At 68.7% G+C, this 22400-nt stretch carries 21 protein-coding genes; 9 read left to right on the plus strand and 12 right to left on the minus strand.

The window, feature by feature from the left end; translation table 11 throughout:
* Positions 1 to 15 precede the first annotated feature (15 nt).
* The 3 genes from ACV22V_RS18675 to ACV22V_RS18685 are packed head-to-tail and all read right to left on the minus strand — an operon-like array spanning position 16 to position 2221.
* Positions 16 to 1002: an isoaspartyl peptidase/L-asparaginase family protein gene (locus ACV22V_RS18675; RefSeq protein WP_059700145.1), complete on the minus strand. Its 987-nt coding sequence runs from the start codon at positions 1000 to 1002 to the stop codon at positions 16 to 18.
* On the minus strand, positions 999 to 1955 hold the full coding sequence (locus ACV22V_RS18680) for a MurR/RpiR family transcriptional regulator (RefSeq protein ID WP_059689915.1): 957 nt from the start codon (positions 1953 to 1955) through the stop codon (positions 999 to 1001). The genes ACV22V_RS18675 and ACV22V_RS18680 overlap by 4 nt, the downstream gene beginning before the upstream one ends.
* Positions 1952 to 2221, minus strand: coding sequence for a hypothetical protein (locus tag ACV22V_RS18685; protein ID WP_448015004.1), 270 nt, complete (start codon positions 2219 to 2221; stop codon positions 1952 to 1954). The genes ACV22V_RS18680 and ACV22V_RS18685 overlap by 4 nt, the downstream gene beginning before the upstream one ends.
* Before the next feature lie 184 nt (positions 2222 to 2405).
* Between ACV22V_RS18685 and ACV22V_RS18690 the strand changes: the two genes are divergently transcribed.
* From ACV22V_RS18690 to ACV22V_RS18710, 5 genes are all read left to right on the plus strand, one after another.
* Complete coding sequence (locus ACV22V_RS18690) at positions 2406 to 3677, plus strand: MFS transporter (protein WP_448015006.1); 1272 nt, start codon at positions 2406 to 2408, stop codon at positions 3675 to 3677.
* A 27-nt stretch (positions 3678 to 3704) separates the two neighbouring features.
* Positions 3705 to 6125 carry a TIM-barrel domain-containing protein gene (locus ACV22V_RS18695; RefSeq protein ID WP_448015008.1) on the plus strand — a complete coding sequence of 807 codons (2421 nt, stop codon included), beginning with the start codon at positions 3705 to 3707 and terminating at the stop codon, positions 6123 to 6125.
* Positions 6126 to 6246: 121 nt separating this feature from the next.
* Positions 6247 to 7434, plus strand: coding sequence for a porin (locus ACV22V_RS18700; protein ID WP_448015010.1), 1188 nt, complete (start codon positions 6247 to 6249; stop codon positions 7432 to 7434).
* A gap of 283 nt (positions 7435 to 7717) precedes the next feature.
* On the plus strand, positions 7718 to 9739 hold the full coding sequence (locus ACV22V_RS18705; protein WP_059525053.1) for a BCCT family transporter: 2022 nt from the start codon (positions 7718 to 7720) through the stop codon (positions 9737 to 9739).
* A gap of 58 nt (positions 9740 to 9797) precedes the next feature.
* Complete coding sequence (locus tag ACV22V_RS18710) at positions 9798 to 10109, plus strand: hypothetical protein (protein WP_059700134.1); 312 nt, start codon at positions 9798 to 9800, stop codon at positions 10107 to 10109.
* Between the two features lie 90 nt (positions 10110 to 10199).
* On the opposite strand, the gene ACV22V_RS18715 is transcribed toward ACV22V_RS18710, so the two are convergent.
* Positions 10200 to 11048 (minus strand): class I SAM-dependent methyltransferase, encoded by an 849-nt coding sequence (locus ACV22V_RS18715; RefSeq protein WP_448015012.1) that lies wholly within the window; start codon positions 11046 to 11048, stop codon positions 10200 to 10202.
* Between the two features lie 182 nt (positions 11049 to 11230).
* On the opposite strand from ACV22V_RS18715, the gene ACV22V_RS18720 reads away from it, so the two are divergent.
* The 3 genes from ACV22V_RS18720 to ACV22V_RS18730 all read left to right on the plus strand — a co-directional run bounded on the left by ACV22V_RS18720 (position 11231) and on the right by ACV22V_RS18730 (position 14567).
* Positions 11231 to 12694 (plus strand): metallophosphoesterase, encoded by a 1464-nt coding sequence (locus tag ACV22V_RS18720; protein ID WP_448015013.1) that lies wholly within the window; start codon positions 11231 to 11233, stop codon positions 12692 to 12694.
* A gap of 170 nt (positions 12695 to 12864) precedes the next feature.
* Positions 12865 to 14193, plus strand: a complete 1329-nt coding sequence (locus ACV22V_RS18725; protein WP_448015152.1) for a cytochrome-c peroxidase — start codon at positions 12865 to 12867, stop codon at positions 14191 to 14193.
* Positions 14194 to 14291: 98 nt separating this feature from the next.
* Positions 14292 to 14567 (plus strand): hypothetical protein, encoded by a 276-nt coding sequence (locus ACV22V_RS18730; protein ID WP_059525043.1) that lies wholly within the window; start codon positions 14292 to 14294, stop codon positions 14565 to 14567.
* Positions 14568 to 14762: 195 nt separating this feature from the next.
* On the opposite strand, the gene ACV22V_RS18735 is transcribed toward ACV22V_RS18730, so the two are convergent.
* From ACV22V_RS18735 to gtdA, 8 genes are all read right to left on the minus strand, one after another.
* On the minus strand, positions 14763 to 15185 hold the full coding sequence (locus ACV22V_RS18735; RefSeq protein WP_448015015.1) for a DUF6691 family protein: 423 nt from the start codon (positions 15183 to 15185) through the stop codon (positions 14763 to 14765).
* A 1-nt stretch (position 15186) separates the two neighbouring features.
* Positions 15187 to 15621 (minus strand): YeeE/YedE family protein, encoded by a 435-nt coding sequence (locus ACV22V_RS18740; protein ID WP_175914838.1) that lies wholly within the window; start codon positions 15619 to 15621, stop codon positions 15187 to 15189.
* Complete coding sequence (locus ACV22V_RS18745; RefSeq protein ID WP_059525037.1) at positions 15611 to 15961, minus strand: ArsR/SmtB family transcription factor; 351 nt, start codon at positions 15959 to 15961, stop codon at positions 15611 to 15613. Before ACV22V_RS18745 ends, ACV22V_RS18740 begins: the two co-directional genes overlap by 11 nt.
* Before the next feature lie 119 nt (positions 15962 to 16080).
* On the minus strand, positions 16081 to 17442 hold the full coding sequence (locus ACV22V_RS18750; protein WP_448015017.1) for an MFS transporter: 1362 nt from the start codon (positions 17440 to 17442) through the stop codon (positions 16081 to 16083).
* A gap of 76 nt (positions 17443 to 17518) precedes the next feature.
* Positions 17519 to 18727, minus strand: coding sequence for a 3-hydroxybenzoate 6-monooxygenase (locus ACV22V_RS18755; RefSeq protein ID WP_448015018.1), 1209 nt, complete (start codon positions 18725 to 18727; stop codon positions 17519 to 17521).
* 19 nt (positions 18728 to 18746) lie between these two features.
* Positions 18747 to 19388 (minus strand): maleylacetoacetate isomerase, encoded by a 642-nt coding sequence (gene maiA, locus ACV22V_RS18760; protein ID WP_448015020.1) that lies wholly within the window; start codon positions 19386 to 19388, stop codon positions 18747 to 18749.
* Positions 19389 to 19422: 34 nt separating this feature from the next.
* The gene (locus tag ACV22V_RS18765) at positions 19423 to 20121 is read right to left on the minus strand and encodes a fumarylacetoacetate hydrolase family protein (RefSeq protein ID WP_448015021.1); all 699 of its coding nucleotides are present in this window, start codon (positions 20119 to 20121) and stop codon (positions 19423 to 19425) included.
* 100 nt (positions 20122 to 20221) lie between these two features.
* Positions 20222 to 21268 carry a gentisate 1,2-dioxygenase gene (gene gtdA / locus ACV22V_RS18770; RefSeq protein ID WP_448015023.1) on the minus strand — a complete coding sequence of 349 codons (1047 nt, stop codon included), beginning with the start codon at positions 21266 to 21268 and terminating at the stop codon, positions 20222 to 20224.
* Between the two features lie 164 nt (positions 21269 to 21432).
* On the opposite strand from gtdA, the gene ACV22V_RS18775 reads away from it, so the two are divergent.
* Positions 21433 to 22377 carry a LysR family transcriptional regulator gene (locus ACV22V_RS18775; RefSeq protein WP_448015024.1) on the plus strand — a complete coding sequence of 315 codons (945 nt, stop codon included), beginning with the start codon at positions 21433 to 21435 and terminating at the stop codon, positions 22375 to 22377.
* Positions 22378 to 22400: the final 23 nt, after the last annotated feature.

A 22400-nucleotide genomic window follows, 5' to 3' on the forward strand; every position in this document is an offset into this window, starting at 1 on the left:
TCGTGCGGTCCGGAATCAGGCCGCATCGTCGCGATAGATGCCGACCACGGGCGTCTCGCCGACGCGTGCGTAGCCGCGATACATCCCTTCCGTGTTGAACGGCATCGCGACGTTGCCGTGCGCGTCGACCGCGACGATCCCGCCGCGCCCGGCCAGGCGCGACAGCTTGTTCATCACGGCGTCGTGCGCGGCATCGGCGAGCGATGCGCCGCGATAGGCCATCTGCGCGGCCACGTCATGCGCGGTCGCGAGCCGGATGAACATCTCGCCGGTGCCCGTCGCGGATACCGCGCAGGTCGCGTCGTCCGCGTAGCAGCCGGCGCCGATGATCGGCGAATCGCCGACGCGGCCGGGCTGCTTGTTCGTGATGCCGCCGGTCGACGTCGCCGCCGCGATATGGCCGTGCACGTCGCACGCGACCGCGCCGACCGTGCCGTGCTTGCGATCGGGATCGAGCGGCTCGGCCGGCTGCCCGGCGCCGAAGGCGAAGGTCGCGGCATCGTGATCGAGCATCGTGCCGGCCGCCGCGCGCGCCTTGACCCACTGTGCATGACGCGCTTCCGTGTCGAAGTAGCCGGGCTCGGCGAGTTCGAGGCCCTGTGCGGCCGCGAACGCGTCGGCGCCCGCGCCTGCCAGCAGCACGTGCTCGCTCGCCTCCATCACGCGCCGTGCGGCGAGCACCGGATTGCGCACGCGGGTCGCGCAGCAGATCGCGCCGGCCGCGAGCGTCGTGCCGTCCATCACCGCCGCGTCGAGTTCGTGCTTGCCTTCGGCCGTATAGACGGCGCCGCGCCCCGCGTTGAACAGCGGACAGTCCTCGAGCAGCCGCACCGCGACGGTGACGGCGTCGAGCGCGCTGCCGCCATCGGCGAGCACGTGTTGCGCGGCCTGCAGGATCGCGGTGAGTTCGGCGCGGTACTGGCGTTCGGTGTCGGTGTCCATCGCATCGCGCAGGATCGTGCCTGCACCGCCGTGAATCGCGACGATCGCGGGTGAAGTCATGATTTTTTCGGACCGGAGGAAGAAGGGTTGGCGGCCGGCAGCGCCGCTTGCGGGTGGATCAGCCACGGCAACAGGAATTCGGTCATTTCGGCGGCGGACTTCGCGGAGCGGTGCGTGCGCAGCGCGACCGCGTCGATCAGCGCCTCGATCATCGTCAGCACGGCCGCTTCCGACGTGGCCGCGAAACGCCGTTCGGCCTTGACGTACAGATTCAGCGACGCGATCGGCGCAAGCGGCGAACCGGGCCCGTCGGAGATGCCGAGCACGCGCGCGCCGCGCGCGGCCGCGCGGCGGGCCAGCTCGATCGTGTCCTTGACGTAGCGCGGAAACGCGAGCGCGATCACGAGATCGCGCGAGTCGGCCGTGTACAGGCGCCGCGCCGCATGCGACGGGCCGCCGAGCAGCGCGAGCGACTGCACGTTGTCGTGACACACCGACAATCCGTGTTCCATCAGCCCGGTCAGAAAGGCGCTCGAACCGGCGCCGAGGATCAGCACGCGCCGCGCGCCGACGATCGCCTCGACGGCCGCCTCGACGTCGGCGGCATCCAGTTGCGCACGCGTGTTCTCGATGTTCGCGACGGCCTGGTCGAACACCGCGTCGATCCACGCGGCGCCGCGCACGCCCTGCTCGTGCTCCTGTTCCTGCTCCTGCGCGGAACGCAGCCGCTCGACCGGGCCGAGCGTCGCCTCGAAGCCGCGCACGAGCGCCGCGCGCATCGCCGGATAGCCGTCGAAGCCGAGCGCCTTCGCGAAGCGGTTCGCGGTGGCGATCGACGCATTCACGGCCTGCGCCAGCTCGTCGATCCGCATCGTCGCCGCGCGAAACGGATTCGCGAGCACGAACTCGCCCATCCGGCGGTGGATCGGCGTCATTCGCGGCATGGCCGAGGCGATGCGCTCCGCGATCGCGGATTCGTCGTGACTGGCATCGTGCGGAACGAGAGGCGTCATGCGAATGGTTTTGCAAGGTGGATGAAAATCAATTTACACAATCTGCCGGCAGGAAAAAAATAAATTTTCATCAGGGTTGTCACGCCCCCCGCCGGGCCCGCCTGATGCAGTCGGTCGAGCGACGGCCGCTCGGCCTCGTCGAGCAGACATCCGGCGCCACTCGTCGCGCAATGCACCGGGGGCCCCTGTCCGCGGACGTATCGGGAATACCCCGAGGATGTTCGTTCGAATGCAGATTCACGTTGACCGGATTCGAATTCGAACATAGGATGCTCGAAAATGATCAGTCGTCCGATAACATTGATCTTCAACAGCAGCGAAATGTTCGATTGAACGCGGTGATTCCGATAAAAATCAGGTGAATCGGTCGCCCATCAAGATCGGACATCGTACAAACATGACCCGCAAAAGACGCCCCGCCGGGCGACTTGCATGGCTCAGGAGACAGCAGTGAAAACAGTCAAGGCGTTGCGCTGGTGGATCATCGTGCTGGTATGTCTCGGCACGATCCTCAACTACCTCGCACGAAATTCCCTCGCGGTGCTCGCACCGGAACTGAAGCAGGTGTTCGCGATCTCGACGCAGCAGTACTCGTATATCGTCGGGGCGTTCCAGATCGGCTACACGATCATGCAGCCGGTATGCGGGTTCATCGTCGACCTGATCGGCCTGCGGCTCGGGTTCGCGCTGTTCGCGATGCTGTGGTCGGTGGTCGGCGTCGCGCACGGCTTCGCGTCGGGCTGGCTGTCGCTCGGCATCCTGCGCGGCCTGCTCGGGCTGTTCGAGGCCGCCGCGATCCCGTCGGGGATGAAGGCCGTCGCCGAATGGTTTCCCGATCGCGAGAAATCCGTCGCGGTCGGCTACTTCAACGCAGGCACGTCGCTCGGCGCCGCGATCGCGCCGCCGCTCGTCGTGTTCCTGTCGATGCGGTTCGGCTGGCAATCCGCGTTCATGGTCACCGGCGCGCTCGGCTTCGTGTGGGCCGCGCTCTGGTACACGCAGTACCGGTCGCCGTCCGATCATCCGCGCATCACGCCGCAGGAGCGCACGCTGATCCGCGACGGTCAGGCCACGATGCCGGCCGCGTCGAAGCGCCGGATTCGCGACGTCGTCACCGCGCGGCGCTTCTGGGCGATCGCGCTGCCGCGCTTCTTCGCGGAACCCGCATGGCAGACCTTCAGCTTCTGGATTCCGCTGTACCTCGCCACCGAACGCCACATGCCGCTCACGCAGATCGCCGTGTTCGCGTGGATGCCGTTTCTCGCGGCCGACGCCGGCGGCATCGCGGGCGGCTACCTGTCGCCCTACCTCGCGAACCGGTTCAAACTGCCGCTCGTGTGGTCCCGCGTCGCCGGCGTCGCGCTCGGCGCGGTGCTGATGCTGGGGCCGGCGATAATCGGGCTCGTGTCGTCGCCGTACACGGCCATCGGCCTGTTCTGCGTCGGCGGCTTCGCGCACCAGATGATCTCCGCGCTCGTCAACACGCTGTCGGCCGACGTGTTCGATCCCGAGGAAGTCGGCACCGCCAGCGGCTTCGCGGGCATGGCCGCGTGGATCGGCGGGCTCGGCTTCTCGCTGCTGGTCGGCGCGCTCGCCGACAAGATCGGCTACGCACCGCTGTTCGCGTGCCTCGGCCTGTTCGACATCATCGGCGTGACGCTCCTCGCGGTGCTGATCCGCGGGCAGTCGAAGCAGGAACGCCTGCTCGCGCGGCACGCCTGACCTCCGTCTTCACCAGGAATCGCCTTCATGACTTCGCTTCTTCATCCGCCCGTGTTCCGCGTCGCCGACCGGCAGGCGAACCGCGTGCTGCTCGCGTCCGACGCGGGCGCGACCCTCGAGATCTTCGTGCTCGAGGATGACATCGTGCGCGTGCGCGTGCTGCCCGACGCGACGGCGCGCACCCCGCGCACCTGGACGATCGCACCGGGCCTCGACGACGTGCCGCTCGGCGGGCGCGACCGCCTCGACCTGAGCGGCTTCGCGCTGCCGGCCTACGACTTCGTCGAAGACGACGGCGGCGTGCGCATCGAAACCGCGCAGATCCGCCTCGACGTGAAACTGCAGGGCGGCCATTGCACGTGGTCGATTCGCGACGCGGACGACGCGTGGCGCGTCGTGCTCGCCGACCGCGCGACGCAGGCGTACAACTTCGGCTGGTGGGACGATCGCGCCTATCACTACGTCGCACGCGAGCGCGGCGACAAGGTGTTCGGTCTCGGCGAGCGCGCGGGCGACCTCGACCGCACCGGCGCGCGCTTCGAGATGCGCAACATCGATGCGATGGGTTACAGCGCGAAGCACACGGACCCGCTCTACAAGCACATTCCGTTCTACGTCACGTGGTCGCCCGGCGCGTGCCAGGGCTTCGGGCTGTTCTACGACACGCTGTCGGATTGCGCGTTCGACATGGGCCGCGAACTCGACAACTACCATGGGCTCTACCGCTACTTCGTCGCCGAGCACGGCGATCTCGACTACTACTTCATCGCGTCGCCCGACACGCCGCTCGCGGCCGCCCGGCGCTTCACGTGGCTCACCGGACGCCCGGCGCGCACGCCGAAATGGGGGCTCGGCTATTCGGGCTCGACGATGAGCTACACCGACGCGCCGGACGCGCAGCGGCAGATGAACCAGTTCGTCGAGCAGTGCGAATCACACGACATCCTGTGCGATTCGTTCCACCTGTCGTCGGGCTATACGTCGATCGGCGCGAAGCGCTACGTGTTCAACTGGAACCGCGAGAAGTTTCCCGACGCGAAGGGTTTCGTGAAGCACTACCGCGACCACGGCATCCGCCTGTGCGCGAACATCAAGCCGTGCCTGCTGCGCGACCACCCGGCGTTCGACGACGCCGCGCGGCGCGGGCTGCTGATCCGCTCGGCATCCGGCGAGCCGGCATGGGTGCAGTTCTGGGACGAGGTCGGCGCGTATCTCGACTTCACGCAACCGGACGCGTACCGCTGGTGGCGCGAGCAGGTCACGTCGGCGCTGCTCGACTACGGAATCGAGTCGACGTGGAACGACAACAATGAATACGAGATCTGGTCGCCCGACGCGATCGCGCACGGCTTCGGCCAGCCGTTTCCCGCGCGCGAGGCGAAGGTGCTGCAGACGATGCTGATGATGCGCGCGTCGCGCGAAGCCCAGCGCGCGCATGCGCCGGCGCAGCGGCCGTTCCTCGTGTCGCGCTCCGGCGGCGCCGGCATGCAGCGTTACGTGCAGACCTGGTCCGGCGACAACTACACGTCGTGGGAAACGCTACGCTACAACCTCAAGATGGGCCTCGGGCTCGCGTTGTCGGGCGTGTCGAACATCGGTCACGACATCGGCGGCTTCTCCGGCCCCGCGCCGTCGCCCGAGCTGCTGCTGCGCTGGGTGCAGTTCGGCATCTTCATGCCGCGCTTCAGCATCCATTCGTGGAACGACGACGGCACCGTCAACGAACCGTGGATGTATCCGGAGATCACCACGCGGATCGCGTCGCTGATCAAGCAGCGCTACCGGCTGCTGCCTTACCTCTATCACCTGCTGTGGCTGTCGACCACGCGCTACGAGCCCGTGCTGCGGCCGACCTTCGGCGATTTCCCCGGCGACCCGCGCTGCTACGACGAATGCGACGACATGATGCTCGGCGACGCGCTGCTGGTCGCGCCGGTCGTCGAGCCGGGCCGCACGGAGCGCACGGTCTACCTGCCGTCGAGCGCGCGCTGGGTGTGCTGCGCGAGCGCGCAGTCGTTCGACGGCGGCGCGAACGTGACGCTGCCCGCGCCGCTCGACACGCCGGTGATGTTGTTGCGTGAAGGCCGCGTGCTGCCGCTGAACGTCGCCGAGCAACGGTTCGGCGCACGCGCGGACACGCGCGGCTTCCTCGTCGCGCCGCGCATCGAGGACGGCGTTGCGTACGGCGAATGCGTCGAGGACGACGGCGAAACGGAAGCGTGGCGCGACGGCGAATACGGTCTGTGGCGCATCGAGACCGGACGCACGGCGTCGGGCGAACTCGGCGTGTCGGTCCGCTGGGATGGCCGCATGAACCGCCCCGCCGAGCGCGTGGAGATCCTGCTGCCGGCATCGCTGCAAGGCGCGCTTGCCGTGCGCGGTGCGCGCGTCGAACACGATGCGCGGGATGGCGCATGGCGTCGCGTCGTCGTGGCACTCGACGACTGACCGCGCAAGCGCGGGAAAACGCCGAACCCTCGGATCGGGCGGGCCGCGCACACGGCCCGCCCTCCACCAAAGAGGAGGCCGATCAGCCTCCCGCCCCCTTGAAGAGACTTGGAGATCGTCAATGAAAGCATCGCATCACTACTCTGCAATCCTGATTTTATCGGCCGCGTCGCTCGGCGCTTCCGCCGCCCATGCGCAGAGCAGCGTGACGCTGTACGGCGTGGTCGACGATTCGCTCGCGTACGTGAACAACCAGCAAGGCCACTCGAACGTGTACATGCGCGACGGCAACCTGTATGCGTCGAAGTTCGGGCTGCGCGGCGACGAGGATCTCGGCGGCGGCACGCACGCGATCTTCGACCTGCAATCCGGCTTCAACCTGAACACTGGTGCGCAGGCCGCCGCCGGCACGATCTTCAACCGCCAGGCCTTCGTCGGGCTGCGCAACGATCATTACGGCACGGTGACGGCCGGCCGCCAGTACACGCCGTACTTCCTGCTGGTCGGCCCGTACGCGGCGAGCAGCTGGCTGACCGGCGCGACGGGCGCGCATCCGGGCGACATCGACGGGCTCGACACGACGATCCGCGTCAACAACTCCGTCACCTATACGTCGCCGACCTTGTCCGGGCTGACCGCGAGTGCGATGTACGCGTTCGGCGGCGTCGCCGGCGCGACCGGCAAGGGCAACACGTTCAGCGCCGCGCTGCGCTATGCGAACGGGCCGGTCGGGATCGCGGCCGGTTACCTGCGCATCAACAGCTCGGGTTCGACGGCGGGCTTCCTGAATCCGGCGACCGCCGCGTCGGGCAGCTTCGCGGTGTCCGTGCTGAACCAGGGCTACCTGACCGCGAAGGCCGTCGAGCAGGTCGCGGCGGCCGGCAACTACACGCTCGGCAACCTGACGATGGGCCTCAACTACTCGAACGTGAAGTATCTGCCCGGCAACGGCTCCGCGTTCACGGACACGGCCGTGTTCAACACCTACGGCGCGCTCGCCGCGTATCGCTTCACGCCGACGTTCTCGGTGGCCGGCGCGTTCGCGTACACGCTCGCGTCGAAGGCGAACGGCGTGTCGGACGCGGCCCGTTACCAGCAGTATTCGCTGAAGGAGTCGTACAGCCTGTCGAAGCGCACGACGCTGTATGCGCTGCAGGCGTACACGCATTCGAGCGGACGGACGCTCGGCGCGCTGGGTGCCGGCCATATCGTCGACGCGGCGCCGATCGTCGGCGATTCGCAGCAGCTCACGCCGTCGACGACGCACGGCCAGTTCGTCGGCATGGCCGGGATCGCCGTGACGTTCTGAACCCGTACGGCCGCGCCTCCGTTGCTTGCGCCCCGGACGATCCGGCATCGTCCGGGGCGCCGGTTTGACGTTCGTGATCCACCTCTTTCGCACGCAACGCGCAGCGTGCGGGTTTTCGCGATCGCCCCGATACCTTACAATTCGTCAGGCTTTCCCTGCTGCATATCCCTTCTTGCAGTCCTGACACCGCGGTACACTCGACGCACGCCGTATCAGGGTCCGACGCGCGACACGCGCGCCGGGCGGCGTCGCGCCTCGTTGCGCCCACAACTGGATGCCAGCCATGCCAGATTCCCGTTCCTCGCCCCGCACGACATTCAAGCCGCAGGTCGTGCTGCCCGCGCTCGCGGTCATCGGTGCACTGCTCGTCGTGTGCGCGCTGCACCCGACCGAAGCAGGCGCGCTCTTCTCCTCCGGCCAGCAATGGGTCGTCGCGCGCTTCGACTGGTTCTACGTGCTCGCCGTCACCACGTTCCTCGTGTTTCTCGTGCTGATCGCGGCGAGCGACTTCGGCAACATCCGGCTCGGCCCCGACGACGCCGAGCCCGAATTCAGCTTCCTGTCGTGGACGGCCATGCTGTTCGCGGCGGGCATGGGCATCGGCCTCATGTACTTCGGCGTCGGCGAGCCGATGCAGCACTTCCTGAAGCCGCCGACCGTGGACCCCGGCACGCCGGCCGCCGCGCGCGAGGCGATGCTGATGACCTTCTTCCACTGGGGCTTCCATGCGTGGGCGATCTACGGACTGATGGGGCTCGTGCTCGCATACTTCGGATTCCGCTACAACCTGCCGCTGACGCTGCGCTCCGGGCTGTATCCGGTGCTGCGCGAGCGCGTGAACGGCTGGATCGGCCACACCGTCGACGCGTTCGCGCTGGTCGGCACGGTCGCGGGCATCGCGACGACGCTCGGCTACGGCGTGATGCAGTTGAGCGCGGGCCTGCATACGGTCGCCGGCTGGGATACGAGCGGCAACGCGTTCCGCATCGGGCTCGTCGTGATCGTCGTGATCCTGGCCGGCGCATCGGCCGCGAGCGGTCTCGACAAGGGCGTGCGGCGGCTGTCCGAGCTGAACCTGCTGCTGGCGTTCCTGTTGCTCGCGTTCGTGGTCGTCGCGGGCCCGACGTCGTTCCTGCTGCGTGCGCTCGGCGACAACATCGGCCAGTACCTGTCGAATCTCGTCGACCTGTCGTTCCGCACCTATGCGTACGCGCCGCCGCGCGAGGAAGGCTGGTTCGGCGGCTGGACGATCCTCTACTGGGCATGGTGGGTGTCGTGGTCGCCGTTCGTCGGCATGTTCATCGCGCGCATCTCGCGCGGCCGTACGATCCGCCAGTTCGTGATCGGCGTGTTGCTCGTGCCGACCGCATTCAACCTCGTGTGGATGACCGTGTTCGGCAACAGCGCGATCTGGCTCGACACGCACGGCGCGGCCGGCGCGCTCGCGCAGACGGCCGGCAGTGTCGATGCGTTGCTGTTCCGCTTCTTCGATTTCCTGCCGCTTCCGCAGTTGCTGTCGATCGTCGCGATCGTGCTGATCGCGGTGTTCTTCGTCACGTCCGCCGATTCCGGCGCATTCGTGATCGACCAGATCGCGACGCGCGGCGCCGCGCATTCGCCGGTCTGGCAGCGGCTGTTCTGGGCTGCGCTGCTGGGCGTGACGGCGGCCGTGCTGCTGGTCGCGGGCGGGCTCGGCGCGCTGCAGGCGATGACGTTGATCGCCGCATTGCCGGTCGCCTTGATCATGCTCGCGCTGTGTTACGGGCTGTGGCGCGGGCTCGCGGCCGATCGCGCGCACTATTCGCAGGATGTCGCGCCCGCGACGAGCTTCTGGACCGGCCAGCACTGGCGCCATCGGCTGACGCATATCCTGCGGCAGACGACCGAGTCCGACGCGCGCCAGTTCGTCGCGGAAACCGTCGAGCCCGCGCTGCGCAAAGTCGCCGACGAGCTGCGTTCAGGCGGCGTCGACGCACACGTGCAGCGCGACAGCGACGATGCGGTGCGGCTGACCGTGCCGACCGCGGAACACCGCGATTTCGTCTACGGCGCGCGCGTGACGGCGAAATCCGCGGCGGCCTTCCTGGTACGCGAAGCGGCCGAGCCGGAAGCCGAGCGTCCGCACGTGTACGGCATCGTCACGTTCTTCGAGGACGGCCGGCTCGGCTACGACGTCGAATATCTGCGCGGCGACGAACTGATCGCCGATGTCCTGCGTCAATACGAACGCTACGTCTCGCTCGCGGCCGACCAGCGTACGCATCTGCTGAGCCGCGCGCCGGGACACGCAACGGAGGCCGAATGAATCCGACCGCTGCGTTCCTCTCGTCGAGCCGACGCGCGGCGCCCGACGGAGCAGTGCCATGAGCGGCCTCCTGAACGATCGCACCGGCGACTTCATCGCGCTCGCGACGCTCGCGGTGCTTTACCTCGGCGGCGTCGGCCTTGCGCTTTGGCGAATCCGCACCGCCGCCGCGCGCGGCAAGGTTTACTGGATCGTCTGCATCGCGCTGCTCGCCGGCGGCGCGATCGCGATCACCGCCAACCTGTCGCCCATGCCGAACAGCGGCGAGATGCCGCCCGGTTTCGCACTCGGCGTCGAGGCGGTGCTGCTGGGGCTCGCGCTCGTGGCGGCAGGCTGCGCGTGGCTGATGTTGCGGGCGAGGCGCGACTGATACCCGCCTTTTGCACGGCGCGGCAGCCCTTTCACGCATGAACGGCAGCACACATGCCGAACAACGGGCTGCCGCCGTTTTCCTGATGCCTCATGCAGACGGCGCCCGCGCGGTGACGAGCCAGCACGCCGCGTCGAAGCGCACGTCCGCGCCCTCCACGTAGCGCTCGAACGCAGCGCGAACCGTATCGAGCACGCGCCGGCGCGTCGCGTCGTCCACCTGACGAAGCGCGAGCCCGACCGGTCCGAGTCGCGCGATGTAGTCGTCCAGCGCGGACGCCGGCAACGCGCACGCGATATCGATCGGTTCGATCGCGATGTCGGCCCAGCCGCTGTCCGACAAGACCGACGCGATCCGTTGCCGGTCGCCGAACGCGAATTGTCCCGGCGCCCCCGGCTGCCGCGCCGGCAGGGCCGGCAGCAATGGCGCCGCGACACGCTCGGCCGTCGTCATGAACGGATTGTCGGCGGCGCCGCGCCATGCGACGAATCGCAGTCGCGCGTTCGGGCGCGCCGCGTGCCGCAGGTTCGCGAAGGCCTGCACCGGATCGTCGAAGAACATCACGCCGAAGCGCGACACGATCAGGTCGAACTTCCCCGGCGCGAACGCATGCGTCTGCGCATCGGCATGCACGAAGTCGGCGTCAACGCCCTCGCGTTCGGCGCGCGCCCGTGCGGCGGCAAGCATCTGCACCGAAATATCCAGGCCCGTACAGCGCGCGTGCGCGCCAAGGCGCCGCGCGATCGCGAGCGTTACCGCGCCGGTGCCGCAGCCGACGTCGAGCACGCTGCTCGCGGACGCCGCCACCGCCCCATCCGCGAGCAATGCCTCGAACGGCTCGAACATCCGGTCGAGCGAGCGCTGCGCGTCGACCCATGCCAGCCCCGACGGGCCGTTCCACAGCGCAGACTGCGCTTCGTTTGTCCGGTTTCCTTCCATCGTCGATTCTCCAATTGTCCGCATCGTTGACCGTGATCCGGACTATGCTGCTTCAAGCCGGCTTGAGGTCAAGGCCGCGAACGCGGCACGACTCGCGCGCCGTGTCGGCCGTCGCACCCCCGGCCTTCACATTTCTTACATTCGCGTTCCGTATCGTTGACGGCTTTCCTACGGTGCCTCCCATGCGACGACTCCTCTCCCGCGCGCTGTTCGTGCGCTGCGCTCCGCTTGTTGCCCTCGCGGCGCTGTCCGCGTGTTCGAATCACATCGATACGCCCGCCGACCCGGCCAGTGCCGCGATCAACGTTCAGGCGGCATGGGTCGAGATCGGCGATGCGAACCAGGCGATCGCGCGCGTGGTCACGAACTACAGCCCTGCGTCCGCGAGCGATCCGCTTTGTCCGCAGCTGTCCGTCGACGGCAAGCTGTCGCGCATGACGCTGCGCGCCGGCGCCGCGACCGTCGCGCAACGGCCGACGGCGAGCGCGCCGGCCGACTCGAAACCGTCGAGCTTCCCGGTGTCGGTCTGCGAAGCGACGCTGCCGGCCGATGCCCAGACGGCGAGCGTCGCGGGCCGCGCGCTGCCGCTGCCGAAGGCGCAGCCGCAGCGCATCGCGATCATCGCCGACACCGGCTGCCGGATGAAGAAGGCCGACAACGCATGGCAGGCGTGCAACGACGCGACGGTCTGGCCGTTCGACACGATCGCGGCGAGCGTCGCGAAGCTGTCGCCGGACCTCGTGCTGCACGTCGGCGACTATCACTACCGCGAAAACGCGTGCCCGCCCGACATCGCCGGCTGCAAGGACAGCCCGTGGGGCTACGGCTGGGATGCGTGGCAGGCCGATCTGTTCCGCCCGGCCGCGCCGCTGTTCGCGAAGGCGCCGTGGGTCGTCGTGCGCGGCAACCACGAGGAATGCGCGCGGGCCGGCCAGGGCTGGTACCGCTTCCTCGATCCGCATCCGTATTCGGCGGCCCGTTCGTGCGACGATCCGGCCAATGACGACGACGCGAACTACTCGGATCCCTATGCGGTGTCGCTCGGCGGCGGCACGCAAGTGATCGTGTTCGACACCGCGAAGGTCGGCCGCAATCCGCTGAAGACGACCGACGCGCAGTTCCGCATCTACCAGAAGCAGTTCCAGACGGTCGCGGCGCTCGCGTCGAAAGCCGGCATGTCGACGACGATCTTCACGAACCACCATCCGATCCTCGCGTTCGCGCCGATCGCCGGCAGCACGCCCGCGCCGGGCAACCTCGCGCTGCAGTCGGTGATGGCGAGCCTGAACGCGCAGGCGTACTACCCGCCCGGCATCCACGTTGCGCTGCACGGGCACGTGCACGACTTCCAGGCGATCAACTTCTCGTCCGGGCATCCGGCGACGATCGTGTCCGGGAATGGCGGCGACAACCTCGACGTCGCGCTGCCCGATCCGTTCCCGGCCGGCCTGACGCCCGCGCCGGGCGCCGTGATCGAGCGGCTGTCGCACAACAACAGCTTCGGCTTCCTGATCATGGAGCGACGCGCGGCGCCGGCGACGGGCTGGGTGTTCCATGCGTATTCGGCGGCAGGCAAGCTGCTCGCGTCGTGCGACCAGTCGGGCAACACGCTCGCATGCGACAAGACGGGGTTCATCGCGCCGTGAGTGACGCAGTTCGATCGAGTGACGATTTGACGGATTCGACCGGCCGCCGGCGACGGATGGCCGGCTCGCGGAGGCGGATGGTTTCGTCGGTGACCGCTGCCGAGCGTCGGGTTTCCGGTTCGGTTCCGGTCCCCGGCAGCGGATGGACGGTACGCGTACTTGCCGCCGCCCTGCTCGCCGGCACGGCGTTCGCGGCCCATGCCGCGCCGTCCGAAACGATGCTGCTCCCCGGCGCGCCGCCGTCGCGCGTCGTCAGCACGATCGGCAACGGCACGCCGCAGGTGACCGACAAGGTCGACGCGGCGGCCGCCCGTTTCGCGCCGGACCCGACGCTCGTCGCGCTGGGCCGCCGGATCTTCTTCGATCCGCGGCTGTCCGAGCCGCGCGGCATGTCGTGCGCGGGCTGCCACGATCCGGGGCGCGCGTTCGCGCCGACATTGTCCGCCGCTTCGCTCGCGGGGCCGGGCGTGCCGGAAGGCAGCCGCCACGGACGCTTCAGCCTGCGCAACGCGCCGTCGCTGCTCTACGTGCGCTACGTGCCGCGCCGCCACTTCTATCAGGACGACGACGCCCCCGCGCCGTCGCCGTTCGGCGGCCTCTTCAGCGACGGCCGCGCGGACACGCTCGCCGAACAAATCCGCGGGCCGCTGTTCGATCCGAACGAGATGAACAACCGATCGCCGGCCGCGCTGCTGCGCAAGGTCGACCGCACCGAACTGGCGGACGATCTCGCCGCGCGCTTCGGCGCATCGGTGCGGCGCAACCCCGAGCAACTGGTGCGCGCGCTGGGCTCGGCCGTCGAGGCCTATCTGCAAAGCGACGACATGGCGCCGTTCACGTCGCGCTTCGACGCGTATCTGCGCACGCGCAAGCCGCTCGCGCCGGCCGAGATGCGCGGTCTGACGCTGTTCCGCAATCCCGACAAGGGCAACTGCATGAGTTGCCATACGCTGTCGGAGACGTCGAGCCGGCCGGAGCGCTCGCTCTTCACCGATTTCGGCTACGACGCGATCGCGGTGCCGCGCAACCGCGCGCTGCCCGCGAACCGCGATCCGCGCCATTTCGACAACGGCCTGTGCGACACGGCCACACGGCTGCGCTGGCCCGAGCCGACGCAATGGTGCGGCTACCTGCGCACGCCGGGGCTGCGCAACGTCGCGGTCAAGCAGACGTTCATGCACAACGGCGTGTTCACGACGCTGCGCGACGCGGTCGCGTTCTACAACACGCGCTCGACCGACCCGGGCCACTGGTATCACGGCGCCAGGACCTTCGACGACGTGCCGGCCACCTATCGCGGCAACATCAACGTCAATTCGACGCCGATGAACCGGCGGCCGGGCACGCCGCCCGCACTGACCGACGCGGAAATCGACGACATCGTCGCGTTCCTGGGCACGCTGACCGACGCGCGCTACGCGAACCTCGTCCCGCCCGCCGCGCCTGCCGCCCGGATGACCGGATCGCCGGGCGCCCGCCCACCTGCGCCGGTGCGCTGAACCCTGGCCGAACGGCCAGGCTAATGCGCGCCCGCTTGCGGCCGCCTCATATACTGGTTATATTTACAGTACTGTATTTATGAACAGTGAGGTGCGCGATGGAACATCTGGTCCGTATCGTCAACGACACCGATCGCCAAGTGCTGGCATGGCTGCGTGCGCAGGTCGGCGACGCCCGCGTCGAGCGCGCGGCGCGCCAGCTCGGGCATACACGCAAGCCCTTCCCGTCGGCGGTATGCCGGTATCTGGGCATGAGCGCGCCGGCCACGCTGCGCCGGGCCGAGCGGCCGCGTGCCGCACGCGACTTCTCGGTCGGCGATCGCTACCTGTCGCTGATCCGTCAGCATCTCGCCGCGCATGCGGTCAGCCGATGAAATCGCCGAAATCGTATCGTCGGCGCATAGCCGCGCGGCGGCCGTCCGGGGTGAACGCGGCGTGCCGGCCGGAAAATGGCGCGCGATCGCATCGATCGTCACATCGCGCTGCACGCGCAGTTGCTCGCGAAACCGGTGCAGGTGGCGATCGAACGCGCCCGAGCCGACGAATTCGGCCGCAGCAACGTCACCCAGCTACCGCCCCTTCCGCGCGCGCTCGATCCACTCGAACAACGCCATCCCGATCAGCATCGCGACGACGAACGCGATGCCCTTGGCCGACCCGAGTCCGATCGACACGATCGCCGGCCCCGGGCAGAACCCGGCAAGCCCCCAGCCGATGCCGAACACGGCGCTCCCTGCGACGAGGCGCACGGTAATCGTCCGCACGGCCGGCCACTGGATCGGCAGGCCGAGCAACGACCGCGTCCGACGCTTCGCCCACGCGAACGCGAACACGGCAACGCCAATCGCGCCGGCCATCACGAACGCGAGCGACGGGTCCCAGCGGCCTGCCAGGTCGAGAAAGCCGAGCACCTTCTGCGGGTTGGCCATCCCCGACACGATGAGGCCGGCGCCGAACAGCAGCCCCGCAAGAAACGCGAATCCTGCCTGCATGTCAGCCTCCGATCACGTGCCGTCGCACGAATACGGTCGCAAAACCCGCGACCATGAACACCGTCGTCGCGACGATCGATCGCGCCGCGCCGCGCGACAGCCCGCAGACGCCGTGACCGCTCGTGCATCCGCCCGCATAGCGCGTACCGATCCCGACCAGCAGGCCGGCCGCCAGCAACTCGCCCCAGCCCGCATCGACCTGCGGCGCCGCAGCGACACCGGCGATACGCATCATCAGCGGCGCGGCAATCAGCCCGGCGACGAATGCGGCGCGCCAGTCGCGCTCGGCGGCACCGGCCGTGAACAAGCCGCCGACGATGCCGCTGATCCCGGCGATCCGCCCGTTGAACGCAACGAGCCACGCGGCCGCGAGCCCGATCAGCACACCGCCTGCAAGCGACAGCCACGGCGTGAAATGAAGCACATCAAGCTGCATGGCGGGTCCCCTTTGCGGCCGTGCCGCAGAACTGTTCGTACAGCACGCCCATCACCGCGATCACGGCCGGGCTGTCGAGCGAATAGTGGATGTTCTTGCCTTCACGGCGCGTGCGGACCAGTGCGTTGTCCCGCAACACGCCGAGCTGCTGCGACAGCGTCGGCTGGCGGATGTCCAGCCGCGCCTCGAGATCGCTCACGCAGCGTTCGCCCTGCGACAGCTCGCAGAGCAGCAGCAACCGGTCGGGATTGGACAGCACCTTGAGCAGCGCGCATGCCGATTCGGCGGCGGCGCGCATCTGGTCGGGCTCGGGCAGCCCGGTGGAAGGGTCGGCGTTCATGAGGGGGACGGCAAACGATTAAGGAATCTACATTATATAAATTCATATAATGTAGATTCTTGCTTTCGTTCGGTGCCGTCGGAAGACGGCGCCATCGGCAATGGTCGCCCCTGCCTCCGCTACGCCTGCTCGCCGGCAATCGCCTCGGCCGCAACCGCGCGCTTCGCGCCGGCCCGCACCGCGCCAAGCACCAGCACCGCGCCCCCGGCAATTACGCACGGCACCGCGACGAATGCGAACGCGGTCGACAACGGCAGTCCCATCGCGAGCATCGCGCCGCCCGCCATCGAGCCGACGACGGACCCGCCGCGGCCGATCCCGTTCGCCCAGCTCACGCCCGTGGTTCGGCATTCGGTCGGATAGAACGCGGCCGACAGCGCGTTCGCGCCGACCTGCGAGCCGGACACGCAGAAGCCGGCCGCGAACACGGCCAGTGCCGCGCCCGCCGGCGACGCGGCCAGCACCCCGATCGCCGCGACGAACACGCCCGCCGCCGCATAGCTGCACGCGAGCACGCGATGCGGATCGAAGCGGTCCATCAGCCAGCCGAGCACGATCGCGCCGAGCGTGCCGCCGACCTGGAACATCGCGGTCACGCGCGCGGCCGTCTGCAGCGTCGCGCCGGTCGTGCGCAACACCGTCGGCAGCCAGCTCGACAGCAGGTAGATGACGAGCAGGCTCATGAAGAACGTCAGCCACAGCAGCAGCGTGCCGCGCAGCAGGTCGGCAGCGAACAGGCGGCCGAGCGGCGACCCGGCCGGCTTGCCGCGCGGCGCGACGAACGACGCGTGCGCGAGATCCGGGTCCGGTGCGATGCGCGCGAGCATCGCCGCGATCCGCTCGCGCGATGCGCCGGTGTTGACGAGGTAGCGCACCGATTCCGGCAGTCGCCACGCCAGCACCGGCAGGAGCAGCAGCGGCGCGGCACCGCCGACGACGAGCACCGCGCGCCAGCCGTCGCGTTCGATCAGCGACGCGGCCGCGAGGCCGCCGAGCGCCGAGCCGATCGTGAAGCCGCAGAACATCGTCGTGACGAGCAGCGAGCGCCGCCGCGCGGGGCAATACTCGGACGTCAGCGTGATCGCGTTCGGCAACGCGCCGCCGAGCCCGAGGCCCGTCACGAAGCGCCACGCGATCAGTTCGGTCAAGCCGCCCGCAGTCGCCGACGCCGCACTCGCGATGCCGAAGCACGCGACACAGGCGAGCAGCAGGCGCTTGCGGCCGAACCGGTCGCCGAACGGCCCGAACACGAGCGCGCCTGCCATCAGCCCGGCGAGCCCCGCGCCGAAGACCGGCGCGAGCTGCGCGGGCGACAGCCCCCATTCCGCGCGAATGACGGGAGCGATGAATCCGATCGATGCCGTGTCGAAACCGTCGATCGCGACGATCAGGAAGCACAGCACGACGATCGCGGCCTGAAACGGCGCAACGCGATGCCGGTCGATCCATGCGCTGACGTCGATGGACAGCGTATCGGCCATGATGATGTCTCCTCCATGAAGGCGGTCGCGCGCGATGTCGTTGGAACGCGCGCCGCCGGATTCGGGCTGAAGCGCGTCAGTCGACGGTCTTCAGGCAATCCTCCGCGCGCCAGCCGTGCAGCCAGTCGAGCGCGTCGTAGAACTGCGCCTGCGTGCGTCCGACCCACAGCGCGTTGCGCACCTGCCGTTCGACGCCCTTCGCGTGATAGATCCGCCCCATCTCGCGCGCCGAATACAGCACGCGCGCGGTGCGCGGAATCCGCACGCGTTCGTACTGCGCGAACGCGGCTTCGAAGTCGCCGTCGGTCCGCGCGACGGCCGCGCCGAGCGTCACCGCATCCTCGAGCGCCTGGCACGCGCCCTGCGCGAGGTATTGCGTCATCGGATGGGCGGCGTCGCCGAGCACCGTCGCGCGGCCCGCGCTCCAGCGCTCGACCGGGTCGCGATCGGCGGTCGCCCAGCGCTTCCACGACGTCGGCCGGTCGAGCATCTGTTTCGGCAGCGGATGAATGCCGTCGAAGTACGACAGCACTTCCTCCTTGCTGCCGTCGCGCACGCCCCAGGTTTCCTGCTCGCGGCTGTGAAACGTGACGACGAGGTTGTATTGCCGTCCGCCGCGCAGCGGATAGTGGACGAGATGGCAATGCGGGCCGGCCCACACGACCGGCGCATTGATCTGCAGGTTCTTCGGCATGTTGTCGACGTCGACGACCGCGCGGTACACGACGTGCCCCGTCACGCGATGCGCATCGCCGATCAGCGCCTGCCGGATCGCCGACTTCACGCCGTCGCAGCCGATTACCGCGTCGGCGCGATAACGTTCGCCGTGCTGATCGATCACGGTCACGCCGTTGCCGTCCTGCTCGAACCCGCACACTTGCGTGCTGGTCCGGAATTCGATCAGCGGATGATCCTTGACCGCCTCGTAGATCGACAGGTGGATGTCCGCGCGATGGATCACCGCATACGGGTTGCCGAAGCGTTCGCGATACGCGGCGCCCGTATCGATGCACGCGACTTCCCGCGCATCGACCGCATCCATCAGCTGCAGCCGGTCGGTGAACACCGCACGGCCGCGCGCGGCCTCGCCGACGCCCAGCGCGTCGAGCGCATTGAACGCGTTCGCGGCGAGCTGGATGCCCGCGCCGATCTCGCCGATTTGCGCGGCCTGTTCGAGCAGCTTCACGCGAATGCCCTGGCGCGCGAGCGCCAGCGCCGTCGCGAGCCCGCCGATGCCGCCGCCGATCACGAGTACGCGTCGGCCTGTATTGTTTGTCTCGCCCATGTCCGTCTCCTCCATCGTGTTACGCGACGTAGTCCGGTTGCCGCTGCGGCTGCGCCGCCTCGAACGCCGGCTCGCGTCGCGCGTGTTCATGAACCGCGAGGCTGCGCGGATATGCGCTCAGGTCGCAATCCATCCGCAACGCGTTCGCGACCTGCGGCACGAGGCACACGTCGGCGAGCGTCGGCGCCTCGCCGAAACACCACGGGCCCGTATCCGCGCGCGCGAGCAGGCGCTCGACGCCGGCCATGCCTTCCGCGATCCAGTGCCGGTACCACGCACTCTTCTGCTGCGGCGTGACCCGCAGTTCGCTGTCGAGGTAGCGCAGCACGCGCAGGTTGTTGACCGGATGGATGTCGCACGCGATCAGCGTCGCGAGTTCCAGCACGCGTGCGCGCTGCCGCGGTTCGAGCGGAATCAGCCGCGGCGCCGGATGAATCTGGTCGAGGTAATCGATGATCGCGAGCGACTGGCCGAGACGGAAATCGCCATCGACCAGCGCCGGCACCGACGCCGACGGATTCACCCGCGCGACGTAGCCGGCCTCGCGGTGCTCGCCCGTGCGGATGTTCACGGGCAGCGTGTCGAACGGCAGCCCTTTCAGCGCGAGCGCGATGCGCACCCGATAGGATGTCGAACTGTTGAAGAAGCTATGCAGTTGCACGATGTGACCTTTCGAGGAAATCGAGGAACGCGCGTCAGACCACGCGCACGGCCAGTTCGCCGAGACGCTCGACGCCGACCTTCATCACGTCGCCCTTGACCACCGCGCCGACACCTTCCGGCGTGCCGGTGAAGATCACGTCGCCGGGTTCGAGGCGGAAGTACTTCGACAGGTCGGCCACCGTTTCCGCGACCGACCAGATCAGGTGCGACACGTCGCTCTTCTGCTTCGTCGCGCCGTTGACGGTTAGCCACAGGCCGGCCTGCTCGACATGACCGACCTCGCTCGCCGGATGCACGGGGCCGATCGGCGCGGAACGGTCGAACGCCTTGCCGATTTCCCACGGCCGGCCCATCTCGCGCATCTTCATCTGCAAGTCCCGGCGGGTCATGTCGAGTCCGACGGCATAACCCCACACGTGCTCGAGCGCGCGCTCGAGCGGAATGTCGGAACCGCCCTTGCCGATCACCGCGACGAGTTCGGCTTCGTAGTGATAGTTCTGCGTCTGCGACGGATACGCCAAATCGAGCGTTTCTCCGTAGGCGACCGGCACGATCGAGTCGGCCGGCTTGCAGAAGAAGAACGGCGGTTCGCGATCGGGATCGAAGCCCATCTCGCGCGCATGGGCCGCGTAGTTGCGGCCGACGCAGTACACGCGACGAACCGCGAAGCGGGCGTCGCTGCCAGCGACGGGAAGCGCCACCGGCGCTTCGGGCGGGAAAACGTAAGTCATGAACGGCTCCAGCGTAGGCATGAAGGAAGGAACGCGCGCCGCCTCGGCGGCGCACTTGGACGAATCGGGGAAGTCGGGAAAATCGGGCCGACCGGCGGCGTCAGTCGCGCGCTTCGCGCAGCAGGTTCAGCGCCGACAGCACCGGCCGGTCGGAATAGCTGAACAGCACGCCGTCGGACGACGCCGACAGCCGCACCGGCGCCCACGACGGCGCGACGAAGATGTCGTGCGGCTCGAATGCGAACGCGTCGCCGCCGATGTGCGCGGTGCCGCTGCCTTCGACGACGCAGTAGATCGTCGCGTCGGTGCTGCGATACGTGCGGCCGTCGAAGCCGGCCGGCAGGAACTGCATGAAGGTGGCGATCGTCGGCATCGGCCAGCCACCCGTCGCGGGATTCACGTAGCGCAGCTTCACGCCGTCCCACGCGTCGAGCTCGCCGTTGCGGTACAGCGCGTCGAGCGCCTCGCGGGTGCGTTCGTATGGATAGCTGAACACCGGCGACGTCGGATCGCTCGCGCGATGGCGCACCGGCACCATGTTGTGGCCGAAGCGCGCGAAGCTGTCGCCTTCCGCGCGGCTGACGGGCTGCTCGGCTTCCGGATAGGTCTCCGCGAAGCCTGCATCGAGGCTCCCGACGAGCGGGATGTCGAGCCCGTCGAGCCACACGACCGGCTCGCCGCCGTCTTCCGCCGACGGGTTGCCGTGGTCGTGCCACGCCCACGACGGCGTGATGATGAAGTCGCCCGGATGCATCGTCGTGCGCTCGCCGTTCACCGCGGTCCACGCGCCCTTGCCCTCGACGATGAAGCGCAATGCCGACTGCGTATGCCGATGGCTCGGCGCGATCTCGCCGGGCAGGATCAGCTGCAGGCCCGCGTACAGGCTCGGCGTCATGCTCGACTTGCCGGGCAGCCCCGGGTTCTCCAGCACCAGCACGCGGCGCACGGCTTCTTCCGCGCTGATCACGCCGCCGGCCTGCATCACCAGGTCGCGCACCTGCGCGTACTTCCAGATCGCGGCCTGCGCGGCCGGCTGCGGCGCTTTCGGCACGAGGTTGTGCAGCGACTCCCACAACGGCGCGAGGCGCTGTTCGGCGATCCGTGCGTAGTAGTCGGCGCGCGACGTATCCGGGTGACGGCTGGTCATGATGTCTCCTTGGGGCGGCCGATCGCGGTCGGCGCTGTGTCGGGTCGGGGACCGCGTGCTTCAGTCCGTTAGCGCATTTATATTCGACGCAGACATACCCGGTAAAATGGCGAAATCATCTAATCCATATGATTTCGGATATACCTTCCGACACGGAGCACGCGATGGACTGGACCTACCGGCTGCGATTGCGGCACCTCCAGGTGCTGCTGAGCCTGGCCAGCACGGGCAACCTGAGCCAGTCCGCGACGGCGCTGGCGACCACCCAGCCCGCGCTGTCGAAGTGGCTGAAGGAACTGGAAGAGGATGTCGGGCTGCCGCTGTTCGAGCGGCACGCGCGCGGCCTGCGGCCGACGGCCTACGGCGATGCGTTGATCGAGCACGCGCGCCGTGTGGAGGCGCAGCTCGACGTCGCGCGCGACGACATGGCCGCGCTGCGCGAAGGCGGCAGCGGCCTGGTCACGATCGGCACGTCGGGCGTCGCGGCGGCCGATACCGTGCCGCTCGCGGTGTCGCAGTTGCTGAAGCGGATGCCGCGCGCGCAGGTGCGGCTCACCGAGAGCACGATGAACCAGCTGATGCCGCAACTCGCGCGCGGCGAACTCGACATCGTCGTCGGCCGCTCGGGCTCCGCGTCCGTCGATCCGCACCTGCTCGCCGAAGCGCTGTACGTCGATCCGGTGGTGTTCGTCGCGCGGCCCGATCATCCGCTCGTCGGCGCGGCCTCCGTCGGCTGGGACGAGGTGCTGGCCCACTCGTGGATCGTCTGGCCGTCCGGCACACCCGTGCACAATGCGCTGCAGGTCGCGTTGACGGCCGCCGGCCGCGTGCAGCCGCCGCATTGCGTCGAATCGAATTCGTCGATCCTGAACCTCACGCTGCTGAACAACACCGATCTGCTGGGCGTCGCCTCGCATCGTGCCGCGCGGCGCTTCGAGCAATTGAACGCGATCCGCATCCTGCCGATGCGGCTCGAGGGCCAGGGCGCGGTGTCGATGTACTGGCATCCGGACAGCGCGAATCGCGCGGCCGTGGCCGCCGCGATCGAGTGCCTGCGTGCCTGTGCGGCGCCGCAGGTGGGCGGATGGGAGAAAGTGAAGACGGAATGAACGGCGAGGCGGCCCGCTGCGAA

The organism is Burkholderia sp. AW33-5, from assembly GCF_053427615.1.